Origin of the sequence: Flavobacterium endophyticum (assembly GCF_003634455.1) — a bacterium.
Classification (GTDB): Bacteria; Bacteroidota; Bacteroidia; order Flavobacteriales; family Flavobacteriaceae; genus Flavobacterium; species Flavobacterium endophyticum.
Genome location: NZ_RBLC01000002.1, coordinates 92,062 through 105,861, shown reverse-complemented (window position 1 = coordinate 105,861; position 13,800 = coordinate 92,062). Strand labels below are relative to the sequence as shown.

The window sequence follows — 13,800 nt, the reverse complement described above, 5'->3', positions numbered from 1 at the left end:
ACGAGAGCCTATTGTAGCCTATTATAACGTATTGATTCTGTGCTTCTCATAGCTAGAGAAGATTACTGTAAACTTTCGCAAATTCTGCCGCGAACTCCGCCAGCTTTACGCTGCCCAAGACCGGCTTGTTGCGGTAATAGTCTTCATAGAGCGAGCCATTACCCTGGCTGGCCTGCATTTCGACAAAACCGTGGGCGACTTGAGGATTAAAGCCGATGCGCAGCCAATTGTCGAGCAGCTGTTCGTCTGAGATGACCTGCCATTGCAAATCGGGCTTGCCGATGGCTTCGCCCAAGGCCTTGGCGATTTCGTTGGGAGCCACTTCGTCGCTGGCGACATAACGCACAGTTCTTCCATCAAACGGACGGTCTATTTCTTCGGCTATCGCGCTGGCGATATCGGTCGGATATACCCACGGTTCTTTCGTATCGCCGCCGTAGTTTGAAATGATGGAACCTTTCGACTTGATGGTCTGCACAAAAGAGAACATATTGATGTAAAATCCGACCGGACGGATAAATTTGATGGAAACGGCTTCGGGCAATTGACGCAAGAGCTTTTCGACGTTATGGTGAAAAAGCAAGATGCCGATTCCGGTGTCTGTATGCGCGCCGACACTGCTCAGGTGCACGACTTTTTGTGCGCCAGATTGCTCGATGGCTTTTTTATAGTTGCGGCCAATTTCTGTAATGCGGCTGATAAAATCGACTTCCTTGTCGAATAGATCTCCGGCCGCCTCCATAGTTTCCATAAGGTAAACGATATCGGCTCCTGTAAAGGCAGCGGCCAAGAAGTCGGTGTCAAACATGCTGCCGATAGCGGCTAGTGCGCCCAGCTGCTCGATTTCTTTTTTTCTTTCAAGGGTACTGCTGATAACGGTAACCGAATGTCCTTTCTGTACCAGTTCGCGTGTGAGTGGTTTTCCGATATTTCCAAGAGAACCTGTTAAGACTATTTTCATTTGTATGTTTTTTTGATTAGTGGATATTTGAGAGTAATAAAGCACGTTCGTGCCGATTTAGGCTTTGTTCTTTCCAAGCAATAAGACAACGATGGCGAGCAGCGCGCTGACTCCGCCGAATATATAAACGGATTGGTAATCGAACCAGCTGGCTACAAATCCGGCAATAGGAGCGGCGATTCCAAGCGACAAGTCGAAGAAGGCTGCATACGCTCCTAAAGCGGTGCCGCGCATTTGCGGATTCACTTTTTTTATCGCTAAAACGCCCAACGACGGAAATATGAGCGAGAATCCTGCGCCTGTCAAACTGCATCCTGCTATGGCCATCACTTTTGAAGTAGAGAATCCGATTAAAAGCTGTCCAAGGATTTCGATCAGTAACGAGAACAAGGTCACCCTAAGTCCTCCATATTTGTCAGGAAACGAAGAAAAAAAGACCCTGACAAGCACATACGAAACCCCAAAGCAGACAAAGGCCAGCGAAGGATCGCCCCATTGTTTTTGGACAAAGAACAACGCGATAAAAGACGAAATACAAGCGAATCCTATCGATGAAAAGGCCAGCGCCAATCCTTGTCCGGCAATGCTGCCGATTACTTTGTAGAACGGCGTGCGAACATGACTTAGGTCTACAGATAGGGTAGGAAGCTTTTTGATAATAAGCCAGCTGATGATCGACAAAAGCACGAGGGTAGCAAAGGCGCTTTCAATCCCGAAGATTTTTGTCATTCCGATGCCCAAAGGCGCGCCAATCGCAATTCCGGCATACATGGCAATACCGTTCCAGGTCATTACCCGTCCTGATTTTTGGGCTCCCACCAAGCCGATTCCCCAAGTCAAGGCTCCGGTAAGAAATAGGCTTTCGGCAATGCCATGAATCATCCTTGCGACCAAGATAATCCCAAGCGCCAAAGATACGTTTGACATAAAAAAGGTAGAGGCAACGTACAAGATGCCCGTCGTTGTCGTAAGAATGGTCCCCAAACGGGTGCTGACTTTTGCGCCTTTGGTGTCGGTCGTCTTGCCTGCATAGGCTCTTGTCAATAACGTTGCCAAGGCTTGCAGTCCTATAACGATACCCACGGTAACGCTCCCGAATTCTAGGCTGTTTTGTATGTAGCCGGGCAGTATGCCCAGCGTTATTCCGATGGTAAGGTAGATTGCGAATACCGATAAGATAATCGGAGCGATCGCGGCATAAAAAGAGGTTTTGGTAGTATCCCCGCTGATGATTGTATCCATATTATTGTAATTAAACTTTCGGGTACAAAATTAGGCAGGGAGGATAGGGGATAACGCTGTTATTTCATGGTATTAGTTGGACAAATCATGGTTTTCTGTTTCTAAAATGAAGCGGGGTAGTGCCCGTATTCTTTTTAAAGAAGCGCGAAAAGTAGGCGTAATCGTCATAGCCCAATTCATAAGCAACAGCCGTAATGTTGAGGTCGGTATACTGCAACAGCCGCTTTGCTTCCAGGATAATTTCTTGATGGATCCAATAGCTGGCCGCAAATCCGGTGATCTTTTTTATAGCCTCATTAAGATAGAGCGGCGTGATGTTGAGAAAGTCGGCATACTCCTTCACCTGCTTGTATTCTCGAAACTTCTGCTGGATGAGCTGCTTGAACTTTGCGGTTATCACGTATTTAGAACCTTCAAAATCAATGCGCTTTTCGTTGGTCGTCAATATTTTTTGGGCTATCCATCCCACAATCGTTTTGGTCAGGGAGGTGAGCATTTGCGCTTTTAATAGGGCTTCGCCGCTTTCGAGCCACTTTTGTAGCATAGCCACCAATTCAAAAAGATCCTCATTTTTATCTAAAAGAAGGTATTGGTTGCTATTTAAGAAGGTATCAAAAACTTCGCGGTACTGTTGCAAGGCAAAACTGGGATCGACAAAAAACAGCCATCCTTCCGGCTTTTCCGAGCTGATATTGCGATGCACCTGTCCGGGCGCAACATAACAAAGAGAATTGGGTTCTAAGGTTATCGTATTGAAATCCAATTCCCATGTCGAAGTTCCTTTTGCTTGGATGATAAACATAAAATGATCGTCCCTGTGCGCAGGATGGGTCACATCTGTAAGCAGCGATAAGGACTTTATATCAATCCCAATGCTTTTTAATTCATCTTTATGCAGCAGTATTTTAGGCTTCGGGTTCACGCTTTATGCAATTTCTTAGGGCGATAAAAGTACAAATTTAATCTAATTGCTGTTGTCAAACTTTGCTATGGCTTCGGGTGTTGCAGGCGTAAACAGATTTACGAGGTTGCCGTCGGGATCGCGAAACAACAGCGAGGTATTACCCCAAGGCATCGCCGTAGGCTTCTGGACGATACGATCTTCAAGATAGGCTGCCAACCGGGCATAGTCTTTTTCTACATCGTCTACCCTAAATTCGAGGATGACGCTGCTGTTTTGGGCGGGCCTTGCAATAGCCTCGCCGCCAAAGAAAAGCAAGGTCTTGATGCTTCCGATAGCCAAGGTGGCGGTGGCTGTTTTTAGCTCGGCAAAGTCGGGAGTATAGCGCACGGCGGTCTTGCCCGTTACCTGTTCGTAAAATGCTACCAATTCGTCTAGACGATCGGTAATAATGCGGATGGATACGAAATTCATTTCTTCTGTTTTAAAGTTATACCGCAAATGTAATGGGGCGGTATGACAACAGTCTGTCAGCAGTCTTGGCTTTTTTCTTTCGGACTGGATTTGTTGTGTCGGAATGCAGATCCGTCGGCACCGATAATCCGATTTCTTAAATTATAGCGTATCTTTGGTATTCGGACACGCAGAAACGATGCCACTACATTGCTATGATAAACGATTATAAAAAGCACGATCTATACGGCAAGACCTTGCTTCAAAAAATTGCTTTGACGCCGCCCTTCCAGTTTGATTTTCCGGTCACGGAACAAGCTTGCTTTTTATACGTGCTGAAAGGGGATGTCGAATACCAGATCGATGACGAGCGGCTCAACATTCCGACGAACTATTCTTTATTGCTGAACTGCATCCAGTCCGGAAAGCAGCTCCATCATTCCCATCCGAAAAGCAATTGCGAGATTGTGATCGTTACCTTTTATCCGGAGATATTAAAGAAGATATACGACAGGGAACTGCCGGTATTGCTTCAGGTACCAAAGAATACCATCTCTAACCAATCTAGCGAAAAGATAAACAACGATTTCCTGATCCAAAAATACATCGAAGGATTGCTGTTTTATTTCGAGAATCCGTCCCTGATCAACGAAGACATCCTGATCTTGAAAGTAAAGGAAATCATATTGCTCCTATCGCAGACACAGAATGCGGAAGCGATACAGCTTATTTTATCGCAGCTTTTTTCTCCTACTACCTATACGTTTAAGCAGATTATCGAGGCGCACCTGTTTTCGCAGCTTACCATTGAAGAACTGGCACAGCAGAACAACCTAAGCGTATCTTCCTTCAAACGCGAATTCGCTAAGATATACAACGATACGCCCGCCAACTACATCAAAGCCAAAAAGCTGGAGAAAGCGGCCGAACTGCTCTTGCTGTCTGACCAGCGTATTACTGAAATTGCGTTTGATTGCGGGTTTAATGATCTTGCAAATTTCACCAAAAGCTTTACCAGCAAATACAAGGTTTCGCCTACAGCTTACCGACAAAAGCAAAACAGCAAGTAATAAGTACCTAATAGACTATCTTCTTTTAAGCCTCTTTCTGATCTATCAGAAGTGTGTTTTTTTTGTGAACCAAATTGCCAAACAATTGAACCGATCCGCTAAATGATTCTGTTTATTCTGATAGACATTTGTCCCGTCATTACTAACTTAAAATAAGATAAAATGGGACTTTCAAATTTAGGAATTTTTCATACCGTTATCGGTATTGCGGCCATTGTTGCGGCCATCGTAGGATTTGTCAAATACGGTAAGATCTATCTCGGCGCCTTATCGGGTAAAATATATTTTTATGGAACCCTTATTACGTCGCTGACGTCGTTGGGCATTTCAAAACATGGCGGACTGAATGCGGGACATGCTTTTTCTGTGTTTATCATGTTCCTTGTAGTGGAAGCCTATTTTCTTTACTCTAAAAAGAAAAGCAGCGGCAGGGCGCGTCATTTTGAAAACTTCTGCCTGTCGTTTAGCTTTTTCCTGTCGCTTGTGCCTACCGTTAACGAAACGTTTACCCGCGTTCCGATTGGACATCCGTTGGCAAAGGATAGCAGCGATCCTATCATCGGAAAGACGCTTCTTGTTTTGCTTGTCCTTTTTATTGCCGGCTTCGTCTATCAGTTTAGGAAACAAAAGAAAAACAACAACACGGTTGCTATATAAGCTGCATTTTTATAAAACGGACTTGAAATTTTAAGGGAATTGCTACGCTGCCTCCGCGCGAATCGCTGTACCTTTGCAGTAATGTTTATCAACAACAAAAAAGCTTGAGATAACCAATTGCTTTGTCTTGGCTTTGCGCTACTAGCATAACTCGAAACGTAATGGATACAAACAATTTGCTGCAACAGGTCGCCTTTATCAAGGAAATCGATAAATTAAAATACATACAGCGCCGGACTAAATTATTTAACAGCGACCGGCATGAAAATGATGCGGAGCACAGCTGGCATCTGGCCGTAATGGCGCTGGTCTTGGCGGAGCATTCCGACAAGCCGATTGACGTGCTTAAGGTCGTAAAAATGGTATTGATCCACGATCTGGTCGAAATTGACGCAGGCGATACGTTTATCTACGATACTACAAAAAATCATACTAATACGGAGGAAGAGCTTTTGGCCGCAAAGCGAATCTTTGGACTATTGCCGGAAGCGCAGGCGCAAGACTTCATAGCGGTTTGGGAAGAGTTTGAAGAAGGAAGTACCGATGAGGCAAAATTTGCCAGGGCCATGGACCGCTTTGAACCTTTATTGCAGAACTCTAGCAACAATGGCGGAACCTGGGCCGAATTCAATGTCGAATACCACACGGTTTACGACAAGAAAAAAGCAATCGCAAACGGTTCAACTTCTATTTGGAACTACGCGGAGCGTTTGTTAGAAGAGAGTGTGGAGAAGGGGATACTTCGGAGGGATAGTTTGTAGTTGATAGTTTTTAATGGATAGTTGATAGTGGAAAGCTGTAAAGTCATAAAGTTGGGAGTATTGGGAGAGGGCAAAAGCCTAAAAGTCTCAAGCTCTGCAAAGAATTGATATAGTGCTATAAGCAGGAAGTGTTTGTTATATTACATCAGTCTTATGTTGTGTAACAAGCACTTCTTGTTGTATGCTATCTTTATCGTGTTACATGACATCAGTTCTATGTTGCACAACATACGATTATTGTTATATAACATTAGTATTATGTAATATAATGTTTGTCAGGTGTAGCCCAGTAAATATTCCTTGTAGCATAACATCATCTATAGGTACTAATACATCTACTGCATGTAGTATGACATACTAGTACATGTTATAAAGCAATAATTTTATGTTGTATTTCATGTGTATGTTGCTGTATAGCACCGTCACTATGTTGTGTTATAAGGAGTATGTGTTATTCTGCATCTGCTCCATGCAATACTGAACCGACAGGATGCAGTACTGATTCTTCCGAGTAATAGAGTAATTGACTTTACATATAATTTCTTGATAACGAAAGAGGCCAGAATCTGGGTAACTTCTGTTTTCTTTATACAATACTAAAAGTTCTAGGATAAAAACACAACCGAAAAGTAATAACTGTTCAAAATACGGGCGTAATTGGTCAGTTTTACGGTGTAACTGTTTTTTGGGATAGGAAAAAATAGGGTGGTATTTTGGGAATTTTTTGTGTTTGAAATTTTTTGTAGGAAAAAAAGAATTGTTATCAAACTTTAAATATAATATGGTTTTTAGTTTACAGAGTTAGTCTATCACTATTTAATACTTTTTCCATTCAAATTCCTTAAAGCCACTTTCTAAAGCCCATTTTTGCCAAACCGCCCGAAGAATTTCATTATCTCGTAGTGCCATAGTGTGCTTATAAGATTGCGACTTTTCATTTTTGTCTCGTTCGTGCGTTTCTAATACATGAAGAAAAATATGTTGATTTTTTTTGTTTTTTGTAGGGGGCAAGCACAACGAGTTATTGGTTTCTAGAGCTTTAGCTACATCTACCTTATTGACTTTACAAAATTGTCTTATTTTGTCTATTTCAGAGCTGCCGAAATAGAATTGACTATTTCTTTCCTTGTTTTTATATTCTAAATAACCGTCTGTGAATATATAAATATGATTCTCGTATTTGATGAATGTCGTATCTATACCATCAGTCAAATATGTGTCTTCTTTAGTAATTTGTTGATTTTCGATTTTATCAATCAAGATGCTTATTAAGTCTAGTCCTTGATTTCTGGTATTTGCATAGGTTTTTTTGACCATATTTTCAAAATTGTCAATTTCTTGTAGCAGCCCTTTGCTTTTATACTCTCCAGTAGAATTAATAAAACGTTGCTTTTCTCCCAAATTTTTAATTTTATCTACATCTATAGAAGCTAGAACCTTTTCTGAAAATAGAGAAAACGAAATGCTCGACTTATCACCAACTTTTTCACCAGGTTTAACACATTCAGTCTTGAAATACTGAATTAATTTATGGATTTCATCTATATCTTTTGAGGGTTTGTTGTCTAGACGGCTCGACATATCTGAAATGATGACAATGTTTTTGTAGATTAATTGCTTGCTTTGAGATTCCGGATTGCATGAAACTATCAATAGTATCAGCAAAATAATTTTTATAATTTTCTTCATGACAGTCTTTAAATTGTTGTTGTTTGTTCAATTTCTTGAACTCTCACAGCTACTTCATCAGTGGCATAATATTTAGGTAGATGCTCTATAAAGCCTGATTTGTATGCAGAAATTACACTGTCTAGAATAACATCCGTGAAGATTTTACCACTTATGATTTTTGCACTAAAATCATCGAATATAGACTTAATTTGCTTCAGTAATTCATAATACTTACCTTCTATCTGATTCTCACTATTATTTATTTCTGTTTCCAAATTCAAAATTTTACTGTTGTTTTCGCTAATCGCATCTTCATTTACTTTCACTTTTTGACTTAGCAAGTCTTTATCTGAAATAAGATCTAATAGTTCTTCATCCAAAACTTGAATATTTTTGTTTTTTTCAGCATTAACTATTTCTCGTTTTGATTTTTTATAAGCATTGATTATGTAGTCGATTATAAAATGTGTCAATATCAGTGGAAACATCCCAAATGTGAAAATTAAGTAAAATTCACCGTGTTTAACAACATCCCAAATTTGTAATGTAGATTCTCGTCCTACTAACAGACCTTGAATTTTGTCTGAATTAATTGCAACCATTGTCGAAACTACAATGTCGAATATTACTAAACCCATCCAGAATAAAAGATTGTTTACTAGTTTATTTTCACTTCCAAGAATTTTTAAATTAGATAATAAAACAGGTATGATAAAGAATAATGCTGCGATAAATCCGAACAGAACTCCTTGTTGTCTAAATATTTTAATAATAGCGTTTGCATCAATAAGCTGAGGAAGGCCTGGATTTATTCCAGACTCTAGCGAAGCTTGAATAATATTGCTTTCAAAAAATACCTTGTAAATTGCAGAAGCAAAAAATATAGATAGATAAAAGATAAAAATTACTAAGCCAATTAAGATAAAAATTGTGCCGATTGTCCAAAACTTTTTTATTACAAAAGATTGTTCTAAAGTCCGTCTATCAAGTTTATTTTTCTCAATTTCTTTGTTGAGCTGCAAAAGACCTTTTTCACCTGTGTTTTGATTACCTGATTCTAAAAGAGATTTTTCTTGTTTTAGTTCTAATATTTTATCTTTAATTTGACGCTTTTCTAATTCGTTATTCTTTTTTTCAACATTAATCTTATCTGCTTTTTCAATCTCTAAATTTGTTTTTGTGCTTTCAAAAGCATTTGTAATGTTTGACATAAGTATATTTTTTCGACTACTTAAGCCTTCATCGGTAGCATAAGTTTTAATTTTTTCTTTAATAGTATTATATTCGGTTCTGAAAATGTCAATATTTCCTTGGTTTTCTTTAGAGGCTTCATAACCTTTCTTTTTATATTCTTCCGTGTTAATTTGTGCAGAAGAATAGACAAGGTCGTTTAACTGTCGTGTAAATATGTCAATAATATTCATAGTTTGGGGTACTTGAATCTGTTGAATAGGAGATGAATTAGCTACTATACTATTAACTGCAATATTGTGGTCAATGTTATATCTCAGTCGTTCAAATTCCGATAAGAACTGTGAATAGACTGAAACGTTATCTGAAACTTGAATGTTTTCAATGTTGTTATTACTTGCATTGATAGAGTAGTTGTATGAACCGTTGATTGAAATTCTATTATCAATAAGACAAAATTTATGATGCATTATGCCTCGTACATCACCTGTTTCAAAAGAGTGAACACTAATGCCTGCTCCTTTTAGCATTAACTTTACAGTTTCATTTTGAACATTTGAAGAAAGAATAACATCTATAATCAAATTTCTGTTTTTTGACTCAATGATTGCCATAGCAATATCTCTATCGGTAAACCAAGCCATCGCAATATAAATACATTGACTTGCATTGTTGATTTCAGAAAGTATTCGTTGCTTAATTTCAGTACCATTTGTCAGCAGGTCGTTCATAGTCTTTCTTTTTGTTTAAGGGTTATGGTTGTAAAAACGATAAATTTTGGCATTCAAAATTTTCCACATCAATTTATGCCAATATTAAGTAAATGCATTACAGAGCAATTGCGGTTTTCCGTAAAGAAGCAAAATAATATAAAAGGGAAGTAGAGCTCGGTTTGGCTCTTTTGTTTTGGAAATGCTAATGTAGGTGAAATTCTATAAAAAACAAAAAAGATGCTAAGCAACTTTATTTCTTTAGATCCTTCTAATTATCTTTTAATACTCTTAATATCAGACATATTATCAGTTGGTCTTTAAATTTAAGTTAACAATAATAAGACATATATAAGTTGATACCTAACGTACATTTGAAATGTACTAAAAAAAGAAAAACTATTTAACATTAATGTTTGAAGGATTTGTAAGGAATGAATTTTCTTTCGAAACTTTTCTACGAAAGAGTTTCAAGTTTTTTGAAGACTCAACTTTCGGTTCCGTTGTTGTACATAAAAAAAGAAGAATCTTTGATTTTACTGAAAATCCTTTAATCTACTTCAATAGTATCTATTATAATTTAATAATATGTATTGCCTTATTGGCTTCATTTGTTTTTAGGAAGATACTCCTGAGGGATGGACTGTGAATAAAAAAAGAAACCCTTGCAGATGCTCAATCTACAAAGGTTTTTGCGTAGCAAGTGGGATACTTTATTGATTAGACGCTTGCTTTATCCGTTATTTATTTCCAAAAAACGATTGTACATCGAAAGCCAACGCTTAGACCTAAAAAAGAAACGCTTGTTCATTGGCTGAAATTTTTTTGTTTATTTTCTTAATTTTTGTACTGAAAATGCTACGTACTACTCTTTTTACAAAAGATTAAATTGGGTAAGATTCGCTTTTAGCAAGAAAAATAATTATTTAAATACCAATAATTTCTGAAACAATTTCAGACCGAAAAACAGCAAGCATGAAGAAAACAATTACACTTTTTTTAATTTTTTTATCATTACAAAACTACGCACAATGCTGGCAGACCATAAGTTCAGGCATAGACCACACACTTGCCATAAAACCCGACGGAACGCTTTGGGCCTGGGGCGAAAATGGAGTCGGCCAATTGGGTGACGGTTCGGATGTTGACAAGAACGTGCCCGTGCAGATCGGCACAGCAAACAACTGGAAAGAAATCAGTGCGGGTACAAGATTTTCCCTAGCCATAAAGACCGATGGGACACTCTGGGCGTGGGGAAACAACGCCTTAGGCCAGTTGGGGGATGGTACCAATACTCGCCGATATTACCCAGTTCGGATAGGAACCGCAACCGACTGGAAAAGTATCAGTGCCTCAGCAGGAACATTAGGGGGACATAGCCTGGCCATAAAAACCAACGGCACACTCTGGGCATGGGGCTTCAACTCATCAGGTCAGCTGGGCAATAGCTCGCTTACTAGCAGAAACCAACCTGTCCAGGTAGGGACTGATACCAATTGGAATGCTATCTGCGCCGGAAGCAGCTACTCAGTAGCTATTAAGGTTACCGGAACACTTTGGGCATGGGGAAATAATGTTTCATACCAATTAGGTGACGGTACCGGCACTAGCAAATTAACACCTACACAGATTGGCACGGCTACCAATTGGAAAAGCATAGACACTACAAGAAATCATACCCTGGGTATCAAAACAGACGGGACGCTTTGGACATGGGGGTTTGGAAGTGAAGGACAATTGGGCTTGGGAACGGTACTATATATCAATGTTCCTACTCAAGTAGGATCAGATAATGATTGGGCAAAGGCCGTAGCAGGAGACGATCATTCCCTTGCCCTGAAAACCAATGGCACCCTTTGGAGCTGGGGCAAAAATGAAAGCGGTGAACTGGGCCTCGGAACAAACAGCACTACTGACATAACGGTTCCTACCCAGGTAAATACCAATGCGGATAAGACTTTGATTTCAACAGGGGGAGAGTTCTCACTAATAATGAATGCTGATGGCTTTCTGTATGCAACAGGTTTCAACGCTGATGGAGAATTGGGAGATGGGACCAACACCAACAAAAACACACTTACGCCTGTTATCTGTACTGCCCTGGGCGTAAATGAATTTGGAGCCACGAAAGTCAACGCTTATCCCAATCCGGTCAGAGACCTACTGCAACTTTCTTATGGGCAGGGAATTACTATGGTTTCCGTTTATAATCTGTTAGGACAGGAAGTATTCAGCAAGTCCATTCAGGACAATGAAGCTGCGCTTGATTTGTCTGCTTTGTCACCAGGAACCTATTTGGTAAAGGTTACCTCTGCTGCTAATACACAGACCCTGAAAATCGTAAAACAGTAAAAACTTCGTTTAATGAATTTCTTTGATAGAGCATAATGCAAAAAACGCCGTAAGACATTTGTTTTACGGCGTTTTGCTTTACATTACCTTTCAGTCTGTGGAAAAGAGGAATCAAACTTTATTGATAGACGCTTTCTTTACCCATTATTTATTTCCAAAAAACGATTGTACATCGAAAGCCAACGCTTATATCTAAAAAAGGAACACTTGTTCATTCGCCGAAATTTTTTTGTTTATTTTCTTAATTTTTGTACTGAAAATGCTAGGTACTACTCTTTTTACAAAATATTAAATTGGGTAAGATTCGCTTTTAGCAAGAAAAATAATCATTTAAATACCAACAATTTCTGAAACAATTTCAGACCGAAAAACAGCAAGCATGAAGAAAACAATTACCCTTTTTTTTATTTTTTTATCATTACAAAACTACGCACAATGCTGGCAGACCATAAGTTCAGGCACAGACCACACACTTGCCTTAAAAATTGACGGTACGCTTTGGGCTTGGGGCGACAATGGCACCGGCGAATTGGGAGACGGTACCACAGTAGACAAAAACCTGCCCGTACAGATCGGTACAGCAAACGACTGGCAAAAAATCAGTGCAGGAAATAATTTTTCCCTAGCCATAAAAACCAATGGAACACTTTGGGCATGGGGAACCAATCTATTTGGCCAACTGGGAGATGGAACAAATATCTCCAAACAATCTCCTGTTCAGATAGGAACCGCAACAGATTGGCAAATATCAGTGCCGCTTCAGGATTACTAGGAGGATCTAGCATAGGCCTAAAAACCAATGGTACTCTCTGGACATGGGGTGACAACGCCCAAGGCCAACTGGGCGACAACACGCTTGTCAATAAAAATCAACCCGTCCAGATAGGCGTCGATACCGATTGGCTGGCTATCGAAGCCGGAAGCGCTCACTCAATTGCTATTAAGACCACTGGAACGCTTTGGGCATGGGGATGGAATGGTACACACCAATTAGGTGACGGCACCAATACTAACAAAAAAATACCTACACAGATTGGCACAGCCACCAACTGGAAAAGCATAGACGGAGGACATACCCATAGCCTAGGTATCAAGACAGACGGAACGCTTTGGGCATGGGGATTTGGAAGTGATGGAGAATTAGGCCTAGGAAACTCATCCTCAGCCGTGACACCTACTCAAATAGGAACAGATAATGATTGGGCAAAGGCCGTGGCCGGATCCGACCATTCTCTTGCCCTGAAAACAAACGGCGGTCTTTGGAGCTGGGGCAACAACGAAACTGGTGAGCTGGGCCATGGAACAGCCAGCACCACCAACATCACTATTCCTACCCTGATAAGTACCAATGCAGACAAGACCTTGATTTCTGCAGGACGAAATTTCTCGCAGATAATGAATAGCGATGGCTTTCTATATGCAACGGGGGTAAATACTTTGGGGCAATTGGGAGACGGAACCAATACCAACAAAAATACACTGACACCTATTATCTGTACTTCCTTAGCCGTAAATGAATATGCAGCCACGAAAGTCAACGCTTATCCCAATCCGGTCAGAGAATTACTTCACCTTTCTTACGAGCAGGGAATTACTATGGTTTCCGTTTATAATCTGTTAGGACAGGAAGTATTCAGCAAGTCCATTCAGGACAATGAAGCTGCGCTTGATTTGTCTGCTTTGTCACCAGGAACCTATTTGGTAAAGGTTGCCTCTGCTGCTAATACACAGACCCTGAAAATCGTAAAACAGTAAAAACTTCGTAATGAATTTCTTTGATAGAGCATAATGCAAAAAACGCCGTAAGACATTTGTTTTACGGCGTTTTACT

The 13,800-nt window shown here is 40.0% G+C and carries 12 protein-coding genes; 6 read left to right on the top strand and 6 right to left on the bottom strand.

Features of this window, described 5'->3' with window-relative positions:
* Window positions 1-52: 52 nt before the first annotated feature.
* From CLV94_RS10060 to CLV94_RS10045, 4 genes are all read right to left on the bottom strand, one after another.
* Window positions 53-961, bottom strand: coding sequence for an SDR family oxidoreductase (locus CLV94_RS10060; protein WP_121376365.1), 909 nt, complete (start codon window positions 959-961; stop codon window positions 53-55).
* 57 nt (window positions 962-1,018) lie between these two features.
* Complete coding sequence (locus CLV94_RS10055; protein WP_121376364.1) at window positions 1,019-2,203, bottom strand: MFS transporter; 1,185 nt, start codon at window positions 2,201-2,203, stop codon at window positions 1,019-1,021.
* A gap of 85 nt (window positions 2,204-2,288) precedes the next feature.
* Entirely contained in the window at window positions 2,289-3,125 is an 837-nt protein-coding gene (locus CLV94_RS10050; RefSeq protein WP_121376363.1) for a helix-turn-helix domain-containing protein, read from the bottom strand.
* A gap of 42 nt (window positions 3,126-3,167) precedes the next feature.
* Window positions 3,168-3,578 carry a VOC family protein gene (locus tag CLV94_RS10045; protein WP_121376362.1) on the bottom strand — a complete coding sequence of 137 codons (411 nt, stop codon included), beginning with the start codon at window positions 3,576-3,578 and terminating at the stop codon, window positions 3,168-3,170.
* 194 nt (window positions 3,579-3,772) lie between these two features.
* Between CLV94_RS10045 and CLV94_RS10040 the strand changes: the two genes are divergently transcribed.
* The 3 genes from CLV94_RS10040 (at window position 3,773) to CLV94_RS10030 (ending at window position 6,045) form a co-directional block, all read left to right on the top strand.
* Window positions 3,773-4,627, top strand: coding sequence for an AraC family transcriptional regulator (locus CLV94_RS10040; protein WP_121376361.1), 855 nt, complete (start codon window positions 3,773-3,775; stop codon window positions 4,625-4,627).
* Between the two features lie 162 nt (window positions 4,628-4,789).
* Window positions 4,790-5,284, top strand: a complete 495-nt coding sequence (locus tag CLV94_RS10035; RefSeq protein WP_121376360.1) for a hypothetical protein — start codon at window positions 4,790-4,792, stop codon at window positions 5,282-5,284.
* A 161-nt stretch (window positions 5,285-5,445) separates the two neighbouring features.
* Window positions 5,446-6,045, top strand: a complete 600-nt coding sequence (locus tag CLV94_RS10030) for an HD domain-containing protein (protein WP_121376359.1) — start codon at window positions 5,446-5,448, stop codon at window positions 6,043-6,045.
* Between the two features lie 816 nt (window positions 6,046-6,861).
* Here CLV94_RS10030 and CLV94_RS10025 read toward each other — a convergent pair.
* Both CLV94_RS10025 and CLV94_RS10020 read right to left on the bottom strand, forming a co-directional pair.
* Window positions 6,862-7,734, bottom strand: a complete 873-nt coding sequence (locus CLV94_RS10025) for a hypothetical protein (protein ID WP_121376358.1) — start codon at window positions 7,732-7,734, stop codon at window positions 6,862-6,864.
* An 8-nt stretch (window positions 7,735-7,742) separates the two neighbouring features.
* Window positions 7,743-9,638, bottom strand: coding sequence for a phospholipase D-like domain-containing protein (locus CLV94_RS10020; protein ID WP_121376357.1), 1,896 nt, complete (start codon window positions 9,636-9,638; stop codon window positions 7,743-7,745).
* Window positions 9,639-10,592: 954 nt separating this feature from the next.
* Here CLV94_RS10020 and CLV94_RS10010 point away from each other — a divergent pair.
* The 3 genes from CLV94_RS10010 to CLV94_RS10000 all read left to right on the top strand — a co-directional run bounded on the left by CLV94_RS10010 (window position 10,593) and on the right by CLV94_RS10000 (window position 13,724).
* Window positions 10,593-11,969, top strand: coding sequence for an RCC1 domain-containing protein (locus tag CLV94_RS10010; protein ID WP_121376355.1), 1,377 nt, complete (start codon window positions 10,593-10,595; stop codon window positions 11,967-11,969).
* Window positions 11,970-12,348: 379 nt separating this feature from the next.
* Window positions 12,349-12,741 (top strand): RCC1 domain-containing protein, encoded by a 393-nt coding sequence (locus tag CLV94_RS10005; protein WP_121376354.1) that lies wholly within the window; start codon window positions 12,349-12,351, stop codon window positions 12,739-12,741.
* Entirely contained in the window at window positions 12,708-13,724 is a 1,017-nt protein-coding gene (locus CLV94_RS10000) for an RCC1 domain-containing protein (protein WP_170148782.1), read from the top strand. The genes CLV94_RS10005 and CLV94_RS10000 overlap by 34 nt, the downstream gene beginning before the upstream one ends.
* Window positions 13,725-13,800 lie beyond the last annotated feature (76 nt).